The sequence below is a fragment of the Niallia nealsonii genome (genome assembly GCF_002835805.1).
In the GTDB taxonomy this organism is placed as follows: domain Bacteria; phylum Bacillota; class Bacilli; order Bacillales; family Cytobacillaceae; genus Niallia; species Niallia nealsonii.
This window is the reverse complement of record NZ_PISE01000016.1, coordinates 161,390-181,028: the sequence shown is the minus strand read 5'-3', so window position 1 is coordinate 181,028 and position 19,639 is coordinate 161,390. Positions and strand designations below refer to the sequence as shown.

Sequence of the window (19,639 nt, the reverse complement as noted above, 5' to 3'; positions counted from 1 at the left end):
CTACCATAGAGGGAGCATATCACATCGCACTTAGTTTTTTTGTTTTATTGTGATCATCAGTTAAAAAAATTTTTAATGGCATCAACTAGACTGACAAAAAATTCTTTTACTTTATCTAAAAAGCCTTGGCCTTCTTCACTTTCAAGATAGTTTGTCAATTTATCTTTTGCATTTTGCAGCTGGTCTCCTACTTGGTTCCAATCAATGTTTAATTCTTTTAATTTATTAAAGAACTCAATTAAACTGTTTGTCTGCTGTTCGGTTAAGGTTATATTTAAATCTTTTGCGGCATCATCAATAATTGTTTTTAGTTCCTGATCTGTTTCTGGTTTTGTTTCGGCTACTTTTTCTTTAATTTTCGCCATAAGTGCGGTTGCATTTTCCGTGCCAATATCGTCGCCTAAGTTTGCTGTTTTTACCATTTCCTCATTGGCTGCTTGTTTCACATCTTCCGGAATTTTCGTATCAGTTGAGACCTCATATGCTTTTACAATTCCGGTTAAGGCTGCTGTTCCAGAAACGGGAATGGGAGCTGTTATAAAAATGTTGGCGTCTTTTACTCCAGCAGTAATAAGGGCATTTATATACATTTCATCAGTAACCCATGTAATATTTTTTGTTTTCACCGTAATGCCGGCATTTTTTTCGGCAATGGTAATGGCAGAAGAAGAAATGGACTTTGTACCAATTAAAGATTTGGCAATATAGTTTCCTAAATATTGATGTTCTTCTTCATTTGAAATCGTAATGATTTGTGCATCATCTGGTGCATTCATTTCCGTTAATAATAATTTTTTTTGTTCTTCTGTTAAATTTTTTCCAAGTGTAATAATCATATCTCCTGTTGTAACATCAGCGTATGCAGGAATTGGCAGCAATAACAATAATGTTAACAGAGCAATTATTGGCTTTTTTAATTTCATTTTTTAAGTCCTCCTAATGCTTCAAAAACTTTCCTAATTACTAGACGTAAAAAAGGAGAAAAAAGTTTCCTTTTCTATGATTGATTTTATTGTTATTTTAATATATTAAAAAATAGATGCTTTCATTGAAAAAATAATCGAGGAAAAGGTAGCTTATTTATGAAAGCGGCATATTTATATAGAGAATGCAATCAAATTAGCAAGAGGCAATTCGTCTATAATCACTATTTTTTTATGATTTTTTTGCGAAATATAGGATGAATCCAAAGGTTTAGAAGATTTATCATTGAAGAATCACCATATTTTATGTATGATAAAGGAAATAACATATTTCGTCAAAGTAAGATATTATCTGCATATTGTTTCGGGAACATTGTTTGGAAGTATAGGAAGATGGGAAAAATAATAGGTAAATATGTTTTATAATAATGAGGGATATAAATGATTATTCGATATAAAAAAACATTTGAAAAAATTGCCATGGGATTGCTTTCATTTATGCCAGCTGAAAAAAATTTAAAAGTTCTTCAAGCGACGATTAAGCAATATGAAACAGAGGACAGTTGGCAGCTGTTTTTATGGAAAGATGAAGAAGATATAATCGGTTTAATTGGGATACATCTTGTAGATGAAAATACAATTAGTATTCAGCATATATCTGTTAACCCATCACATAGGCAGCAAGGAGTAGGAAAAGCGATGGTACAAGGAATCAGAAGCTTATATCCAAATAAGGATATTCAAGCAAATGAATTGGTTCTTGAATTTTATTCAAAATGTAAAGATATCGTTGAAAAAGAAAATATGAATTTATAATAAAGTGAAGCTTCAATCAGTGCGGTCAAAAGCCCGTTAATGCGTGATAAAGTTTTCAGAGGAGACGAGGATTTTTTATTCTGCGTCTCTTGTTCTGATTTATGGTATAAAAAACATCTATTTGTTTGCCTCTTTTTTAAAGGGGAACAAATAGATGTTTTTTATTTTTTTCGTTGGCGCATAAAAAGGGCTTCTTCTCGTTCTTTAAGGACAGCTTTACGGTCTCTTGTTAGATGACGGTTGATGATGGTTGGGTCTACAGGTGTCTGGTCTTTCCATAATAATCCAAGTTCTGCTGCTTTATTTTTGCATAGATCTTCTAGCTTCTCATCACATATCGGTAAATTAAATCCTTTAAAAGTACTTAAGTGACTAATCTGTTTTTCTAATTCCTCCAGGGTCAGTAATAGTTTATCCTTGTTAAGACCATACTGGTTGATATCCTCATTTTTTATTTGGAAGATATGTAAACTTTTGCGAATCGTTTTTAATGCGCCAGAATAGTTTCCACGTCTAAAATGGTAGCAAGAAACGGCTAATAAAATAAAGGCTACCCATATCGACTGCTTATTTGCTTTATCTACTTGTTTCCAATATTCTTCTAGTATTTCATGGCATTCAAAATAATCCCGATCTCCATGAAAATGCACTAAAAAAAGGATATATTCATTTGGATACATAAAAAATCTCCTTTCGTTATTTTTTGTATAAGTTTTATCATTATGCAACAAATTGTTTTGAGAAAAGTTGTTTGCGTAAGGTAGCTATTTTTAAACACAGCATTGTGTTTATATAGTATATTCTTCTCTATTATACAAAATAATTTAGAGGGAGGGTCAATGATTTGTTTTGAAATCAGTGATTGGATTATTTTTCTGTTGGATAAAGATATTAAATCATCTATACTTATTACTAGCATTGCAAAAAAGTAATGCGATTAACACAGGATTTGGTGAATGAAATGCAATATAATGTGAAAATTGACAGTTTTGAAGGTCCACTGGACTTGCTTCTTCATTTAATTAATAAATTAGAGATTGATATATACGACATAAATGTTGCAGACATAACAGAGCAGTATTTAGAGTACATTCATACGATGACAGAGCTTCAACTGGATATTGCCAGTGAATTTCTTGTCATGGCGGCAACGCTTCTTGCCATTAAAAGCAAAATGCTTTTGCCAAAACATGAGGATGATTTATTTGATGAAGATTTAATGATGGAATCAGTTGAAGATTCTAAAGAAGAATTAATTGAAAGATTAGTAGAGTATCGGAAATTTAAGGAAGCAGCGGACGATCTGAAAGCGAGAGAACAAGAAAGAGGGCTTATCTATACAAAACCTCCAAGTGATTTATCTAGCTATGTGGACAAAGAAGAAGATATAACGAAAAAAAATCTAGATGTAACTTTATATGATATGTTGGCTGCTTTTCAAAAATTATTAAAAAGAAAAAAACTTCAGGCGCCTCTTGCAACAAAAATAACCAGACAAGAGATTCCTATTGAAAATAGAATGAAAGAGATTCTTCAATTTGTTAAACATAAAACAGGAAGAGTATTATTTGAAGACCTTTTTCCGGTATTGAATAAAACCCATATCGTTGTAACTTTTTTAGCAGTTTTAGAATTAATAAAACGCCAGGAAATATTTGTAGAACAAGAAAAGAATTTCGCAAATATTTTTGTGATGGGAAAGGAAGTAGGAACAAACATTGAAAGCAAGTAAATGGAAGGGCATTATGGAAAGTCTGTTATTTGCAGCAGGTGATGAAGGGTTAACTTTGAAGCAAATAACACATGTATTATCCATTGAACAAAAAGAAGCGGAAGAGATTATCGATCAGTTAAAAAAAGAGTATGAAAATAAAGAACGGGGCATTACGATTATAGAGATTGCAGGAACCTTCCAGCTAGGCACTAAAAAGGAGCATTCCAGCTATTTGAAAAAGCTGGTCGAGTCTCCACATGCTTCTACGCTTTCGCAAGCAGCCCTTGAAACATTGGCGATTATTGCCTATAAGCAGCCAATTACTCGTGCTGAAATCGAAGAAATTAGAGGAGTAAAAACAGAAAGGCCTCTTCATACGTTAGCGGCAAAAGCATTAATTAGAGAAGTAGGCAGAGCAGAAGGTGCCGGCAGAGCGATATTATATGGCACAACCAAAGAATTTTTAGATCATTTTGGCTTAAAAGATCTAAAAGAGCTGCCCCCTCTTGCAGAAAAAGAGGAAGATTTGTTTAATCAGGAAGAAGCAGATCTTTTCTTTGAAACCTTTCAGCAGCAAATGGAAGAGTAGCAAAAAACAAATAATTAATTTGTTTAAGCAGGTGGCTTAGAGTGTTAAAAAGGTTTTAAAGTAAAAATTTAGGAAGAGAGTCATTTGTTTAGGCAAATGGCTTTTTTTGCCGAAAGCAGCATGGTGCTCCTGCCAAAACGGAACTCTTTTTTTGTATATAGAAAGATGAATTTTTTTTGTTTTTCTTATGGAATTATTTTATCATTTCCCAATAGAAGACTCCCACTTCAAGCATTAGCTAAGTGGTGGGTAGTTCAATGTTGTACTTATTCCCATTTAGCAGGCAGTAAGACCTCTAAGGATTGAAGTTTCACTTTATCAAGCATGTTCCCTTTTCTTTTATCATATCTTTTAATGAGTGATTCTAAAAGCGAAAAGGGGTTAACATAGAATGGCGAGCTATAATGAATATGTAAAGGAAGTATTGATCTGGAATGAACAATTAAAGCAGCTGCTAGAATCAGAAGAGATTCGAAAGGATGAAAGCATTTGGCGGAAGTTGGATAATTTCTCTCAATTAATGGAGGGGGTTCAACGCAAGCAGCTCCATACAGAAGAATTGATTAAAATCCAACATGAAGCAGAAGAGCTTCATGGAGCAATGGAAGGATATTTTTCCAGCCGTCAAAATTTAGGGACTATTTATATAAATGAACCGATTGTACCTGCCGGAGGTCATGTATTGCCTAATTTACCATATGCTTATAATGCACTAGAGCCATATATTGAAAAAGAAATTATGGAGCTTCATCATAAAAAACATCATCAATCATATGTTGATGGTTTAAATAAAGCAGAGAATATGCTTGCAAAATCAAGAAAAGATGGAGACTTTCAACTAGTAAAACATTGGTCAAAAGAACTTGCCTTTCATGGTTCTGGCCATTATTTGCATACAATATTCTGGCATAATATGAGTCCAAAAGGTGGGGGAGAACCAAAGGGAGCATTATTAGAAGAAATAAAAAAATATTTTGGCAGTTTTCAAGCATTTAAAAAACATTTTACAGAAGCAGCAAAAGCAGTCGAAGGAGCAGGGTGGGCAATTCTTGTCTGGTCTCCTAGAAGCAGACATTTAGAAATTCTCCAATCAGAAAAACATATGCAGCTTACACAATGGGATACAATTCCCTTACTAGCACTAGATGTATGGGAACATGCTTATTATCTGCAATATAAAAATGACCGGGCAACTTATGTTAATAACTGGTGGAATATTGTCAACTGGAAAGATGTAGAACAGCGCTTTTTAAAAGCAAGTGAATTAAAATGGCGTCCATATTAATTAGTGCAGGAAAATCACTCAGAAAAAAAGGGTTATTATTCGAGACATGAATCTCGAATAATAACCCTTTTTATAGTAGACAATAGTTAGTCGTCTTCCAAATTATCTTGGAATAGATTAATTCCATGTTTTAAATCTGGAGCATACACCTCGATTTTGCGATACCATAGATAAATTTCATCATTCATGATTACGCGAAATATTTTAAGGCTAGCTTGTCTCCAGAGCCGTCTTTACCAATTTTTATATAATTATCAGGAATATATTCTTCTCTGCTACCCATATTTTGTCTGACTGCATAATCTCAAGTGTTTTTAGATTTTATCGTCTTTGATAGGAAATAATATCTATCCGTCAATTTCTAGGTTATTGACTCATTAAAAAACTCTTTATATTGTTTTAGAAATAAGGCATCTGAATTTTTTTCTGCTGTTTGTATGGAAGCTTCGTTTATACTTGCTTTTTGGTATAAATTAATTTGCGAGCTTCTTTCACGATAACTCCCTCCATCCCTCTCTATTAATATATCTGTTCTATATGATATAAAAAGAAGATTTCTGTAGGGGAATTTGATTAGATTTTCCCACAACAGTCATAACCCAACTTGTCTCTTCATAAACTTGTACAAACCATATAAGGAGACGAGGTAGGTTAAATGAAATTATTTAAAGTAATCATTTTATCTGTTATCACGTCCTTGTTAATACTAGCTATTCCTCAAAATACAAGTGCGGCAATGTATGTTAGTGCAAGTAGTGCAGTATTAATGGAGCAGGATTCAGGCAGGATTATTTATGAAAAAGATGCGAATACACAAAGAAGAATTGCTAGTATTACCAAAATTATGACAGCAATCCTTGCGATTGAATCAGGGAAATTAAAAGAAAAAGTAACAGTAAGTGAAAATGCGGTGAAAGCAGAAGGTTCCTCTGTGTATTTAAAGCCAGGTGAAAAGATAGCATTAGAAGATTTAGTATATGGTTTGATGCTTCGTTCCGGCAATGATGCTGCCGTTGCAATTGCAGAAGCGGTTGGGGGAAGTTTAGATGGTTTTGTTTATATGATGAACCAAAAGGCAGAGGAAATTGGTATGGCAAATACTCATTTTTCCAACCCCCACGGTTTGGACGACCATGAAGATCATTATTCCACAGCATATGATATGGCATTATTGACACGTTATGCCATGAACAATGATACATATAAAAAGATTGCTTCTACCAAAACGTATCGCCAAGATAATCCGACGGAAGCATGGGACCGTGTTTGGAAAAATAAAAACAAGCTATTAACATCGCTTTATGAATATTCAACAGGAGGAAAAACAGGGTACACAAAAAGAGCAAAAAGAACTCTTGTCAGCACAGCTGAAAAAGACGGCTTATCGCTTATTGCAGTAACATTAAATGATCCGGATGACTGGGATGACCATATTAATATGTTTGAAACAGCTTTTAAAAATTATACGATGAAAACCGTAATGGAAAAAGGGGATTTAAAAGATGTGGATAGTAAATTTTATAAAAAGAAATTGTATATAAAAGAAGAGTATAACTATCCAATAACAGAGGATGAACAGAATTTTTTTTCGGTAGAGTATAAGCTTGCTCCTGTAAAAAAAGCATGGAAAAAGAATGAGGAAAAAGTTCCGAGTATTGTTGGAGAAGTAGAAATATCTTTTGATCAAAAAATAGTAGATACAATTCCAATCTACTATAAACATACAGAAAAAGACGGAAAATCTTTTATTGATCATTTTAAAAGCATCTTTTTTGCCATAAATGGAGTGGGCGGCAATGGTTAATATCATTTGGGTGTTAATGACGGTTATTGGCATTGTGTTTGCCATGTTTAATGGAACAATGGATGAGGTAAATAAAGCTATTTTTTCAGGAGCAAAGGAAGCAGTTACAATCTGTATCGGTTTAATCAGTGTCTTAGTTTTTTGGCTTGGCATGATGAGAATTGCGGAAGAAGCAGGACTATTAAAAAAACTAACTAATCTTTTTCGTCCACTCGTTACAAAACTATTCCCAGAAGTGCCAAAAAATCACCCAGCAATGGGTTATATTCTTTCCAATATGATGGCTAATTTATTTGGACTTGGCAATGCGGCGACTCCTCTTGGCATTAAAGCAATGGAGGAACTGAAAAAATTAAATGGCGGAAAAACAACAGCAAGCAACAGTATGATTACTTTTCTTGCATTAAATACATCGAGTGTCACCTTAATTCCGACAACTGTTATTGCAATTAGAATGAACTATCATTCTGCCTCCCCAACTGATATTGTTGGACCAACATTAATTGCAACGATTTTTTCGGCAATAGCAGGAATATCAATTGATCGTTTTTTCTACTATAGAAGATTAAAAAAGGGTGGGTAATTTATGGAATTTGTTTCCCTTATTTCTTTATGGATGATTCCTTCCCTGATTGGGTTTATTCTACTATACGGGACATACAAGCGAGTGCCGACATATGAAAGTTTTGTAGAAGGGGGAAAGGAAGGCATTAGCATTGCGTTTTCCATCATTCCTTTTTTAATTGGCATGCTTGTAGCGATTTCTGTATTTAGAGCAAGCGGTGCATTAGAGTATTTTATGGGATTTCTAAAGCCGGTCCTCGATTTTGTAGGGGTTCCATCAGAAGTGGCACCTCTTGCAATTATTCGTCCCATTTCAGGAAATGCAGCACTTGGCATGACAAGCGATTTGATTGCGACATATGGACCTGACTCTTATATTGGCAGGCTTGCTGCTACCATTCAAGGAAGTACAGATACAACACTGTATGTTCTTACCGTTTATTTTGGCGCTGTTGGCATTAGAAAAATGGGCGATGCCTTAAAGGTGGGTTTACTGGCAGATTTAGTTGGTTTTATTGTTGCCGTTGTGGTAGTTACCTTGTTTTTTGGGAAATGATAAAAATATTTATGTCTATTTAGTCATTTGTTTGCACACTGCTATATTTAGCAGTGTGTTTTTGCTGTTGTCGGAATAATGGATTAATAAAGACTTTCTTTGAAAATTCATGATTTTATGTCATAATGCAAAAAGGATATAGCTTAATATGTGAGTACTTTAAACCATAGGCTGCGTTAAATTCTATTGTTGCTTTTAATACTATGTGGATTAGAAATCAGCAGATAAGTTCAACACAGCACAACAATAAAAAAGCAGGGTTTAGAGTATCTTTAACCAATGGCGAAATCAAGAAAATAATGAGAATTTTGAGGTGGCATAGATGGAAAGACTACAAAAAGTAATTGCGCATGCAGGGATTGCATCAAGAAGAAAAGCAGAAGAATTAATTGTAGAAGGTCGAGTGAAAGTTAATGGGAAAACGGTTAAGGAACTAGGGATAAAAGTGACTCCTTCCGATAAAGTGGAAGTAAACGGAATACCTCTTGAAAGAGAAGAGCCAGTTTACTTTTTGCTGTATAAACCAAGAGGGGTTATCTCAAGTGTAAATGATGACAAAGGAAGAAAAGTAGTGACAGACTTTTTCTCTGAAATTGTCGAAGCGCGAATTTATCCAATCGGTCGACTAGATTATGATACATCAGGATTAATCCTATTAACAAATGATGGAGAGTTTGCCAACATCATGATGCATCCAAAAGGAGAAATCGAAAAAGTATATGTGGCAAAAGTAAAAGGAGTTCCATCTCGGGAGAAATTAAAATTGCTAGAAAGAGGAGTAGAATTAGAAGATGGCAAAACAGCTCCTGCTAAAGTAAAGCTTCTTTCTTTAGATAAGAAAAAAGGGACGTCTATTATTGAGTTGAAAATTCATGAAGGCAGAAATCGTCAAGTAAGAAGGATGTTTGACGCAATTGGTACGCCTGTTATGAAACTAAAAAGGGAAAGATATGCTTTTCTTAATTTAAGTGGATTAAGACCAGGAGAGGCAAGGGAACTGACAGCACACGAAGTAAAGCTGCTCCGTGCAGAAGCAAGTAAGAAAAAGTAAAAAATTCATAAAACTTTCACAGTTGCCTAATGGGGATTACAATATCAACAACATATAAATGATATAATAATGTCGAAAGTAGCTTGGCAAGGGGGCATTTATGAAAAAGAAACGTTTATTAGTTCGCTCCACTATTTTTTTACTAATAAGTGCAGCTGCCCTTTATACGATTTATGCAAGCATAACCAATAAAAAAGCCGACCAGCTGCAGGTTGGCCAAAAAGCCCCTGATTTTATACTTGTAGATCAATATGGAAAAAAGCAGCAACTGGACAATTATAAAGGCCAAGGTGTATTTTTGAATTTTTGGGCCACTTGGTGCAAACCATGTGAAACAGAGATGCCCCTTATTAATAAAGTGGATAAAAAATACAGTGAAAAAGGCATTCAAGTATTATCTATTAATATTGGGGAATCCTCTTTGGCAGTAGATAGATTTATAGAAAAATATCAATTGGACTTTTCTATCATGAATGATGCAAATGAAGGAGTGCAGGACTCCTATGCAGTCAATCCCCTTCCTGCTTCCTTTTTCATCGATAAGGATGGAATGGTTAAAGTGATTTATACAGGAGAATTAACGGAAGAAAAAATGGAAGCATTACTGGAAAAGATTAAACCATGATATCAGGTGGCGTACATATGAAACCAATCCAATGCAGCTGTGGCTATAAAAATCCATATGGAACAGAAATTTGTTGTGCATGCGGCAATGTATTAGAGAAAACTGATGGAAAAGTGGATATGCGCTATGAAGGCAGTGCCCGACGTTCCCAAATATATAAGAAAAACTTAATGGATAAACTCTGGAATTTCTTTTCATCTGTAAAAGTCGGTGTTGTCTTTATTATTATTGTATTAGTTGCGTCCATCATTGGAACGATATTGCCCCAAGCCCCAACTATCCAGACAGACCTTCCACTAGAGGAGTATTATAAACAAAACTATGGATGGTTTGGAACTGTGTATCATGCTCTAGGACTTTCTAATTTATATCATTCTTTTTGGTATCTTTTTTTGATCATCTGTTTAAGCATCTCTTTACTTATTGCAAGTATCGATCGTTTTTTTCCTTTATATCGTTCTTTGAAACATCAGCGGGTGATGAAACATCCGAATTTTTTCCAAAATCAGCGCGTTTTTTTTCACAGACCTTCCATTAATGAACAAGAGTTAGAGTGGAAGCTTCAATCTCTTCGTTATAAGGTAAAAAAGGAAGGGGAAAATGTATTAGCTGAAAAAGGAAGATTTTCAAGGTGGGGGCCGTATGTTAATCATTTAGGTTTAATTATTTTTTTGATTGGTGTGGTTGCACGATTTTTGCCTGGAATGTATGTAAATGAAGTAGTCTGGATTCGAGATGGAGAAACAAAACGTTTGCCTGGAACAAACGGCGAATATTATTTAAAAAACAATCAATTCATCGTGGAAGTATATGATAAAACAAAGGAAGAAGAAGTATTTCAGGATGCTTTGCAAAAAAGAGAGGTTATGGCAAAAAACTTTCAAACAAAAGTAACCTTATTTCAAACAGATCAGCATGCCATTTTAGGCGAAAAACCAACTTTGCAAGAAGTAAAAAAAGCAGATATTCAAGTGAATAAACCATTAAAATATGATGGATATGCCTTGTATCAAGGAGACTATAAACTGAATGAATTATCCGAGCTGGAGTATACAGTAATAGCGAATACGACAAAAAAGGAATTTGGGTCTTTTAAGATTAATTTAGCTGATCCACAAAAAAGCTATACACTAAAGAATGGTTTGCAAGTAGAGCTAGAAGAGTATTATCCAGATGTAACCTTTGATAAATTTGGGAAACCTCAGACAGTATCCAAAATTCCCAATAATCCAGCGTTTGTGTTTCGAGTACATTCAGCAGATAAAAAGGTTTCAGAAGTCAGTTTTGCTACAGTAAGCCAAACGGTAAACTCGTCAAAAAATCATCAGTTTACTGTAGAGTTGGAAAATATCAAAACAAAAAATGTAACAGCTTTAACCGTCAGAAAAGATCCATTGCTGCCAATTCTTTTTATTGGTGGAATTATTTTTATGATAGGTGTTATTCAAGGCTCTTATTGGAATCATAGAAGAGTATGGATAAAAAGAGTGGGAGACAAAAAAGTTTGGATTGCCGCACATACAAATAAAAACTGGCACGGTTTAAAACGGGATATTGAGCATGTGTTTGGAAATATAGAAAAAACAAGATTAGAAAAACCTGCATATAAACAATCAGGCAATAGAGAGGAGGAATAAAATGGCAAGTGTCAGCAGCAATTTTTTATTTGCGTCATTTCTCCTTTATATAGTGGCCACTTTGTTTTTTGGCGGGGGAGTGAATCAAAGGCAAAAAGACAAAAAAAAGATGCTGGGCAAATTTTCAACCATAGGCATGATTATAACCGTTTTTGCTTTTTTTAGCCATTTGACCTATTTTATCTTGCGATGGATTGCATCTGGTCATGCTCCTGTCAGCAACTTATTTGAATTTATTTGTTTTTTTGCATTGGCAATAGTTGCAGGTTTTTTGCTAATAGTCAAATTGTATCAGCTTCCTTCATTAGGTGTGTTCACCTTGCCTGTTGTTATTGTTCTTTTGGCATATGCAAATATGTTTCCAAAAGATGTTGCACCTCTTATACCGGCGCTGCAGAGTTCTTGGCTTAAAATTCATGTGATAACAGCAGCATTAGGAGAAGGAATTTTATCCGTTAGTTTCGCGGCGGGCTTTATTTATTTGCTAAAATCAACAAATGATCAAAACATCAAAAGCATAAAAGGGATTGAATTAATCATCTTTATCTTTTTATCTTTTATAGGATTTATTCTGTTAAACCTAATTCTTTCTTCTATTGGCTTTAAAGAAGAAATATACATAGTCGATAGTCAAGGTGAAAAAACAGTGATTGAATATCATATGCCTCCAATCATTGGTCCCGCTGAAAAAGAAGCAGCTAATAATACGGATTTTCAGCCTTTTCTCACAGTGCCGGCAACTATAAATAGCGGTAAATTAAATAGCCTGCTATTATCTGTTGTGGCAGGAGGCATTTTATATGTATTAGCTAGATTAATTCTCCGAAAAAGAGTTGGAACTGCATTAAAACCCCTGGTGAAAAATGTTTCATTAGATCTTTTAGATGAGATAAGCTATCGTTCGGTTTTAATTGGATTTCCTGTTTTTACATTGGGGGCATTAATTTTTGCGATGATTTGGGCGCAAATAGCTTGGTCAAGATTTTGGGATTGGGATCCTAAAGAAGTTTGGGCATTAATTACTTGGTTATTTTATGCAGCATTTTTGCATTTGCGCATTGCGAAAGACTGGCAAGGAAAAAAGTCTGCGTGGCTTGCTGTATTAGGTTTTATTATCATTATGTTTAATTTGATTGTCGTAAATTTAATTATGGTAGGTTTGCATTCTTATGCATAGATAAAGGGAATAAAGCTAATTTCCCCATTTTTAAAAGAGATGATGTGAAGTATCAACTATATGCAATGAAAAAATACTTAAATTAGAGTACTTGGTATAGGGGGATTCATAAATGGAAAAAGAAATTAAACTGTTAGTAGTGGATGATGAGGAAAGAATAAGACGTTTATTAAAAATGTATTTGGAAAGAGAAAATTTTCTTGTAGAAGAAGCGGAAGATGGAGAAGAAGCGCTAACAAAAGCTATGGCGACAGATTATGATGCTATACTTCTTGATTTAATGATGCCAGGCAAAGATGGCATGGAAGTATGTAAAGAGTTAAGAGAAAAAAAAGCGACCCCAGTTATCATGCTGACAGCTAAAGGGGAAGAAATAAATAGAGTGCAAGGGTTTGAAGCTGGAACAGATGACTACATTGTTAAACCGTTTAGTCCAAGAGAAGTTGTTTTGCGTGTAAAAGCCCTTCTCAGAAGATCCGTGACGACAACATTTGTGCAAAATGACAGCAGCTCAAAAGATATTATTGTATTCCCTTTTATTACAATTGATCATGATGCACATCGAGTGCTTGCAGAAGGAAAAGAAGTAAGTTTAACGCCTAAAGAATATGAACTATTATACTTTTTGGCCAAATCTCCAGATAAGGTTTTTGATCGAGAACTCCTTTTAAAGGAAGTATGGCATTATGAGTTTTTCGGTGATTTGCGTACAGTAGATACACATGTCAAACGTTTAAGAGAAAAGTTAAATAAAGTATCAGAAAAAGCTGCAGGAATGATTGTGACAGTTTGGGGTGTAGGGTATAAGTTTGAGGTTAACAATGGATGATGTTTTGGAGGAGCGTAGTATTTAAATTATGGTTTACATTTTTACTTCTGATATCCATTGTGCTTTTTATATTAACAGTGATGCTGTTGGAATATTTTCAACAGTATCATTCTGACCAGACAAAAAAAGGACTGGAAAATACTGCAACCAAAATATCAGCTATTTTAAGCAAGCATCAAACAGAGGCAGGAGTAGAAATTGCTTGGGATTTGCTTGATGATGAGATGGGGGCTACTATCATTCGATCTTCTGATAAGGTTATTTTATCGCCAAAAGGTCAGGTGACAAAGCTTTCTCCTCATTATTTAATGCAAAACAAAAAATTGTCTGATGCGATTTCTAAGGGGAAAACAAAGGTCATCACGATAAAAGATCCGATCAATGATCGAGATCAATTGGTTATCGTTGGGACACCACTAATTGAAAGCGGTAAATCCTCTGGTGCAGTTTATATTTATCAATCCTTGAAAGTATTAAACGAGACGAAAAATTCTACTACTAAATTTATTGTGTTGGCAGCTGTTATCGCTATTGTTTTAACCACAATCTTTGCTTTTTTCTTGTTGACAAGAATAACGGCTCCCTTGCGAAAAATGAGAGAAGCTGCATTTGAGCTGGCAAAAGGAAATTTTGATACAAAGGTGCCGATTATGGCACAGGATGAAATCGGTGAATTGGCTATTGCTTTTAATAATATGGCCAAAAGACTAAACTTTAATATTAATGCATTAAGTGAAGAAAAAGAGCAGCTAGGCAATATACTAAGTGGGATGGCAGATGGCGTTATTACGTTTAATAAAAATGGAAGTTTATTAATCACCAATCCTCCAGCTGAAAGATTTTTGCAGCATTGGCACTACGAGCAAAGCGATCATGCAAAAGAAGGGCAAGTTCCAACAAAAGTGAAAGAGCTATTTCTTTTAGCTATTACGACAGGGGAAGAGCAAATTGATGAAATAAAACTGCAAGGGAGATATTGGGTTGTTATTGTGAGTCCGTTATACAACAAAGAGTTTATTCGAGGGGCAATCGCAGTCATTAGAGATATGACAGAAGAAAGAAAACTGGATAAGCTAAGGATTGATTTTATTGCCAATGTTTCCCATGAATTGCGTACGCCAATAAGTATGCTTCAAGGTTATAGTGAAGCAATCGTAGATGATATTGCTGGGTCGGAAGCGGAAAAAAAAGAAATGGCGCAAATTATTTATGATGAATCGGTTCGAATGGGAAAATTGGTGAATGAATTATTAGATTTGGCGAGAATGGAAGCAGAGCATGTAGATTTATTAAAAGAAGAAGTAGAAATAAGCAGCTTTTTGCAAAAAGTTTCTCGGAAATTTAATGCATTAGCGAAAGAAAAGAATATTTCGTTGATTGTAGATTCACCATCCGTAGCGCAAGCTTTTTATATGGATCCAGATCGTATGGAACAAGTATTAACTAATGTTATCGACAATTGCATTAGACATACTCCTATTAAAGGAAAAGTTGCCATTGATTGTAAGGTAGATAGTTCAGGTGTTACCTGGACCATTGAAGATACAGGCATTGGCATTTCAGAAGAAGATTTGCCTTTTGTATTTGAACGTTTTTATAAAGCAGATAAAGCGAGAACAAGAGGTAATTCTGGTACAGGCCTTGGACTTGCTATTGCCAAAAACATTGTGGAGGCACATCATGGTCATATTTCTGTACACAGTAAGGTAGGCAGTGGTACGACATTTTTAATCTATTTGCCTCGAATCCTTGAATAAAATAAGAGAAAATGACGATTATTCTTGATTCATAAGAAACAATTTCACATAATAGAACGTATGGGAAGGAGTTTAGATGCCTTCCTTTTTTTATTAATAGTTTTATGAAAAAAAAACCAGGTTATTAGCATTTTGCATAAAAATGAGAGTATGTAACGGAAGTGTTTTTGTTATGTAATAAAATAAATCTTTTTTTATAAAGATGAAACTATTGTTACATAAAGTTCGACTAATTAAAGGAACGGGGAGGGGAAGATATGAACTCCGTTTTTGATGACCTATACGACAAGTATCATCATGACGTTTTTCAATTTTTATTATATATGGTGCAGCATAAAGAAACTGCAGAAGATTTAATGCAGGAAGTATATATTCGTGTATTTAAATCATATGAGCGATTTGAGGGGAAAAGCTCACAAAAAACATGGCTGTTCAGTATTGCTAAAAATGTTGCCATTGATCATTTTCGCAAACAAAAAAGCATCAAAACAAAAATTATGGAGAAATTTGATTGGACAAAGCAGCAAATCAAAATAGAAGAGCTAATGCCAGAAGAACTTGTTCTACAATCGGAAGAAAGTCAAAAAATATATAAAGCATTAAAGCTGTGTACGGTAGATCAACGGATGGTTATCATTATGCGTTATATACAGGAACAATCGATTGCTGAAACTGCAAAAGCCTTAGGATGGACAGAAAGCAAAGTGAAAACAACCCAGCATCGCGCGCTGAAAGTATTAAAGAAAAGAATAGAGGACATATATAGAGAGGAGGAAGAGTATGACAAAAGAGTCCAAGTGGAGCGATGAACAGATAGAAGAGCTTTTAAGACAGCTCCCTGCATTAAAAGACCATCGGCCGAAACAAATGATTTATCAACAGATAGACAAAAAAATAAATAAGCGCCGAAAAAGAATTTGGTATATCCCCACAATTGCTACGGTGTGTTCTCTGCTTCTTTTTTTGGTTATTATCAGCGAAATTGTTCATAATGGTACAGAAAATGAAACAAGTAATCGTTCATTAGATAATTCCAATATGATCGCATTAAAAGCAGAAGATAAAATAGCCAAAAAGGAAAGGGAAGACACCTCAGATAGTCTAAACATGGATCAAAGCAAGATGATCCAAGCAAATGCGGTATATCAGGAAGATATACAAAACAAGGAAGTACTTACTTATCCCATTCCAGATGCTGCTATGCAAGTAGTTGTGCCAATTAGCATAGTGGCAGATAATCCGAATCACCATTCTCGCTTCCAGCTGTATATGGATAATATGAGTAAGTTGACAGAAAAGGATTGGCATTTAAAAGAATCTTATCCTATTCAAGCGGACATTCAATTTGATGAAAAGAAAAAAAACGTGTCAGTAACTATTGAAAAAGAGTTAGCTGCTTTTCCTTCCAATGGAATAAACTTTTATTCTGCTATTATAAATCAACAATTACAAAACGTTGGAGGAAAAGAAGTGACATTTATGACAGAAGATCAGCCAGGCATTGAATTTGGCAATTTTGGCGAAAAACTGTCTTATCAATATACCGAATTGGAGAACAGAGGATATTTTCTTTTAGATTCCAATAAAATAGAGGAGAATCTCCCATTTTACGTGCCATCATTAGATTCCTATCAAGATATAGAAACAGCTTTTTATGAAATGAGGCAAGATAATGAAGTTTTAGGGCTTGATTCTTCAATCCCCGATACCATTCATTTTTCCAAAATCGTTAAAGATAAAGCAAAAGGCCAGCTTACTCTCTTTTTAACAAATGGCAGTAAACTAGAGGAAAATGCAACAACTCTTCAAGCGATAGAATCAATTTTATTAACAGCGAAAGATTTTCATTTTTCCTCCGTAAAATTTGAAAATGCCAAGTTAAAGCAAATTGGCAGGTTTTCCCTTGCAAAAGCCATAGCAGTACCTATTGCCCCAAATAAAAGAGAAGTGAGATAGGAGAGTTTATGTTTCTAGGGCAATGTTTTAATTATTGCCCTTTTTTAACTAGTAAAGTTTGATTGTATGGTTTCTTTAATGGAGAATAACGTTTTTTTAGGTTCCTGATTTGTTGTAATTTCAGCTAAAAAATGCCCTTTAGGGGGAGTAATTATGACAAAAAAATTTGTGCTTGCACTAATTCATTTAAAGAAGGCATGATGGCAAAAGAAGTATTTATCGCAATGGCACCAGGTATAAAAAGAGTGTTTCCAAATGGAAAGTTTATTCATGTTCCGGTGGCCGATGGGGGAGAAGGCACCGTGTAATCATTAGTGGATGCTACAGGTAGAAAGCTATATTATACTCATGTAACTGGTCCCCTCAAAAATGTAGTAAAGGCAATATACGGAATAATGGGAGATACAGAAACAGCTATAAGAGAGTGGCATTCATCTTGTTAATAAAAGGCTGTTTTCGTAAACTTTGTTGCTATTCACTAAGCACTGGGGAAGGTTAATTTCCGCTTCAGGATGCTCGCTTTCCGTGGGGCGGGCGGTGAGCCTCCTCGTCGCACCAGCGACTGTGGGGTCTCGCCTGTCCCGCTGCTCCCACAGGAGTCTCACACCTTCCACTCCAATCAACCTAAATAATTTTTGTTTACAAAACTTATTTAAAAACAACAATCTTTTAGAAAAGAGCCTAATAAAAAGATCGAAAATCCCCTTATAGCTATTACATATGGAACAGGTGAATTTAATAATAGAATGTATAAATAAAAAGGCTAAAAGAATTATTATCGGCATTGGTGGAAGCGCTACAAATGATAGGGGGCAGGAATAGCTGAAGCCCTTGGAGTGAAGTTTCTTGATCAAGACGGCAATTGCCTGTCATGCGGGGGAATTCTTTGAATCTATTAAATAAAATTGATTTGTTCTCATTTAGATAAAAGATTAGCTAATATAGAGTTGTTGGCTGCCTGTGAGGTAACAAACCAATTATGTGAAGAGAGCGGTGCTTCCTTTGTGTTTGGCCCACAAAAGGGAGGCGATTTAGTGATTCGATATTCCTAGATAAAGCAGTGAAAGAACCTGAGAATATATTGTACGTTTATTATAAAAATTATTTGCAAAAGTGGGGATTCCTCGCTTTTTTTTGTTTTATTGAATTCAACTTTCATAATGGATGCCTATAAAAAAAATTGATGCATAGTTTTTCACACAACAGAAATAATAAGCTTTGTTGTTTCCTTTTTAAGACATATCTTGCCAGATAACCCATGATTTAAAAGAATTTTATTTGCGAATTTTCCAGAAAAAAAGGATTAGGAGCTAATCGTAGCCGACATCTTGAAGGCGTGCTTTAAAATGGCAGGAACTTTTTTATGTTCTCAATCATTATAAAGGAGGAAAGGATGGAAGATTACAGGAAGAAACACATAAAAGCGATGAGTTTTTTGACACTGTTTTGTTTATTGTTTTTAGGCAACATAAAAGAGGCCAACGCTCAATCTATTGCAGAAAGAACAAAGGATTGGGCTTGGCCTAGTGATGGTATCATCTCTGATTTATATAATACGAGAAATGGGCACCATAAAGGAATTGATATTGCTGGAAATATTAATGAATCAGTTTATGTTGTCGATAGGGGAATCGTGATGAAATCCTACTATTCCAATTCTTATGGAAATGTAGTATTTATTAAGCATACTAACGGGATTGAAACAGTTTATGCCCATTTAAATAAAAGAATGGTAAAACAAAATGACCAAGTGAAAAAAGGACAAGTGATTGGAAAAATGGGGAGTACAGGGAATTCCTCCGGTGTTCATCTCCATTTTGAAATACATAATAAAGAATGGACGATGACAAAAAAGAATGCTGTAGACCCCATGGTGGCTTTAGGAGAAGTAGAAGTAGGGCAAACTGTCCATACTTCTGCCCAAAAGGAAAAGTTGACAGCTAGTAAAGAGAATAAAAAGCAGAAATCAGTAGAAGTAGTAAAAAATATGCCCTTAGCAGAAGGAAATAAAGCAACCTTGCATAAGCATAAAGAAAAAACGCAGAAGTCTGCCAAAAAAATAATTTATACCATTAAAGCGAATGATACATTATGGTCGATTGCGAAAAGGGATAATGTATCGGTGGCTGAATTGAAAAGATGGAATAATAAAAAATCTGATGTGATTATAGAGGGAGAGAAATTGCTTATTAAATAAAATGAAAGGAACAATCAGCGGGGTCACGTTCCCTACGGATTGTTCCTTTGAGGAAAGATAGAATGCAGGCCATACAGATGTTGCTACTGTAAGCCTGTGTTCTTTTTTATTGGGCAGTTTCTACCCATCTAGATTTCTCGTTTCCTCTTTCCATTAGGG

General features: G+C 34.7%; 19 protein-coding genes and 1 pseudogene. 18 read left to right on the top strand and 2 right to left on the bottom strand.

Annotation, left to right across the window (positions count from 1 at the left end):
- Nucleotides 1–56 precede the first annotated feature (56 nt).
- A complete protein-coding gene (locus CWS01_RS08925; protein ID WP_101176840.1) occupies nucleotides 57–923 on the bottom strand; it encodes a DUF1002 domain-containing protein in 867 nt (288 codons plus the stop codon).
- Between the two features lie 441 nt (nucleotides 924–1,364).
- Here CWS01_RS08925 and CWS01_RS08920 point away from each other — a divergent pair, with 441 nt between their 5' ends.
- A complete protein-coding gene (locus CWS01_RS08920; protein ID WP_101176839.1) occupies nucleotides 1,365–1,739 on the top strand; it encodes a GNAT family N-acetyltransferase in 375 nt (124 codons plus the stop codon).
- Between the two features lie 161 nt (nucleotides 1,740–1,900).
- Here CWS01_RS08920 and CWS01_RS08915 read toward each other — a convergent pair whose 3' ends face one another.
- Nucleotides 1,901–2,419, bottom strand: a complete 519-nt coding sequence (locus CWS01_RS08915; protein ID WP_101176838.1) for a DUF309 domain-containing protein — start codon at nucleotides 2,417–2,419, stop codon at nucleotides 1,901–1,903.
- A 281-nt stretch (nucleotides 2,420–2,700) separates the two neighbouring features.
- On the opposite strand from CWS01_RS08915, the gene CWS01_RS08910 reads away from it, so the two are divergent.
- The 17 genes and pseudogenes from CWS01_RS08910 (at nucleotide 2,701) to CWS01_RS08820 (ending at nucleotide 19,480) form a co-directional block, all read left to right on the top strand.
- Nucleotides 2,701–3,471: a segregation/condensation protein A gene (locus CWS01_RS08910; RefSeq protein WP_101176837.1), complete on the top strand. Its 771-nt coding sequence runs from the start codon at nucleotides 2,701–2,703 to the stop codon at nucleotides 3,469–3,471.
- On the top strand, nucleotides 3,458–4,042 hold the full coding sequence (gene scpB / locus CWS01_RS08905; protein ID WP_101176836.1) for an SMC-Scp complex subunit ScpB: 585 nt from the start codon (nucleotides 3,458–3,460) through the stop codon (nucleotides 4,040–4,042). Before CWS01_RS08910 ends, scpB begins: the two co-directional genes overlap by 14 nt.
- A 391-nt stretch (nucleotides 4,043–4,433) precedes the next feature.
- Nucleotides 4,434–5,327 carry a superoxide dismutase gene (locus tag CWS01_RS08895; protein WP_101176834.1) on the top strand — a complete coding sequence of 298 codons (894 nt, stop codon included), beginning with the start codon at nucleotides 4,434–4,436 and terminating at the stop codon, nucleotides 5,325–5,327.
- Between the two features lie 655 nt (nucleotides 5,328–5,982).
- Nucleotides 5,983–7,131, top strand: a complete 1,149-nt coding sequence (locus tag CWS01_RS08885; RefSeq protein ID WP_101176833.1) for a D-alanyl-D-alanine carboxypeptidase family protein — start codon at nucleotides 5,983–5,985, stop codon at nucleotides 7,129–7,131.
- On the top strand, nucleotides 7,124–7,714 hold the full coding sequence (locus CWS01_RS08880) for a nucleoside recognition domain-containing protein (RefSeq protein ID WP_101176832.1): 591 nt from the start codon (nucleotides 7,124–7,126) through the stop codon (nucleotides 7,712–7,714). The genes CWS01_RS08885 and CWS01_RS08880 overlap by 8 nt, the downstream gene beginning before the upstream one ends.
- Before the next feature lie 3 nt (nucleotides 7,715–7,717).
- Nucleotides 7,718–8,251: a spore maturation protein gene (locus CWS01_RS08875; protein ID WP_101176831.1), complete on the top strand. Its 534-nt coding sequence runs from the start codon at nucleotides 7,718–7,720 to the stop codon at nucleotides 8,249–8,251.
- A gap of 322 nt (nucleotides 8,252–8,573) precedes the next feature.
- Nucleotides 8,574–9,302 carry a 23S rRNA pseudouridine(2605) synthase RluB gene (rluB, locus tag CWS01_RS08870; protein WP_101176830.1) on the top strand — a complete coding sequence of 243 codons (729 nt, stop codon included), beginning with the start codon at nucleotides 8,574–8,576 and terminating at the stop codon, nucleotides 9,300–9,302.
- A 100-nt stretch (nucleotides 9,303–9,402) separates the two neighbouring features.
- Nucleotides 9,403–9,927 carry a thiol-disulfide oxidoreductase ResA gene (gene resA, locus CWS01_RS08865; protein WP_101176829.1) on the top strand — a complete coding sequence of 175 codons (525 nt, stop codon included), beginning with the start codon at nucleotides 9,403–9,405 and terminating at the stop codon, nucleotides 9,925–9,927.
- 17 nt (nucleotides 9,928–9,944) lie between these two features.
- The gene (resB, locus tag CWS01_RS08860; protein WP_101176828.1) at nucleotides 9,945–11,564 is read left to right on the top strand and encodes a cytochrome c biogenesis protein ResB; all 1,620 of its coding nucleotides are present in this window, start codon (nucleotides 9,945–9,947) and stop codon (nucleotides 11,562–11,564) included.
- A gap of 1 nt (nucleotide 11,565) precedes the next feature.
- A complete protein-coding gene (ccsB, locus tag CWS01_RS08855) occupies nucleotides 11,566–12,741 on the top strand; it encodes a c-type cytochrome biogenesis protein CcsB (RefSeq protein ID WP_101176827.1) in 1,176 nt (391 codons plus the stop codon).
- Nucleotides 12,742–12,853: 112 nt separating this feature from the next.
- The gene (locus CWS01_RS08850; protein ID WP_101176826.1) at nucleotides 12,854–13,570 is read left to right on the top strand and encodes a response regulator transcription factor; all 717 of its coding nucleotides are present in this window, start codon (nucleotides 12,854–12,856) and stop codon (nucleotides 13,568–13,570) included.
- A complete protein-coding gene (locus CWS01_RS08845) occupies nucleotides 13,567–15,327 on the top strand; it encodes an ATP-binding protein (protein WP_101176825.1) in 1,761 nt (586 codons plus the stop codon). The genes CWS01_RS08850 and CWS01_RS08845 overlap by 4 nt, the downstream gene beginning before the upstream one ends.
- A 257-nt stretch (nucleotides 15,328–15,584) precedes the next feature.
- Nucleotides 15,585–16,136, top strand: coding sequence for an RNA polymerase sigma factor SigX (sigX, locus tag CWS01_RS08840; protein WP_101176824.1), 552 nt, complete (start codon nucleotides 15,585–15,587; stop codon nucleotides 16,134–16,136).
- Entirely contained in the window at nucleotides 16,108–17,283 is a 1,176-nt protein-coding gene (locus CWS01_RS08835) for a hypothetical protein (protein WP_101176823.1), read from the top strand. The genes sigX and CWS01_RS08835 overlap by 29 nt, the downstream gene beginning before the upstream one ends.
- 200 nt (nucleotides 17,284–17,483) lie before the next feature.
- Nucleotides 17,484–17,591: a glycerate kinase gene (locus CWS01_RS23450; protein ID WP_407938547.1), complete on the top strand. Its 108-nt coding sequence runs from the start codon at nucleotides 17,484–17,486 to the stop codon at nucleotides 17,589–17,591.
- A gap of 375 nt (nucleotides 17,592–17,966) precedes the next feature.
- Nucleotides 17,967–18,308, top strand: a pseudogene (locus CWS01_RS23445) (glycerate kinase); the annotation flags it as partial.
- A gap of 368 nt (nucleotides 18,309–18,676) precedes the next feature.
- A complete protein-coding gene (locus tag CWS01_RS08820; RefSeq protein WP_101176821.1) occupies nucleotides 18,677–19,480 on the top strand; it encodes a M23 family metallopeptidase in 804 nt (267 codons plus the stop codon).
- Nucleotides 19,481–19,639 lie beyond the last annotated feature (159 nt).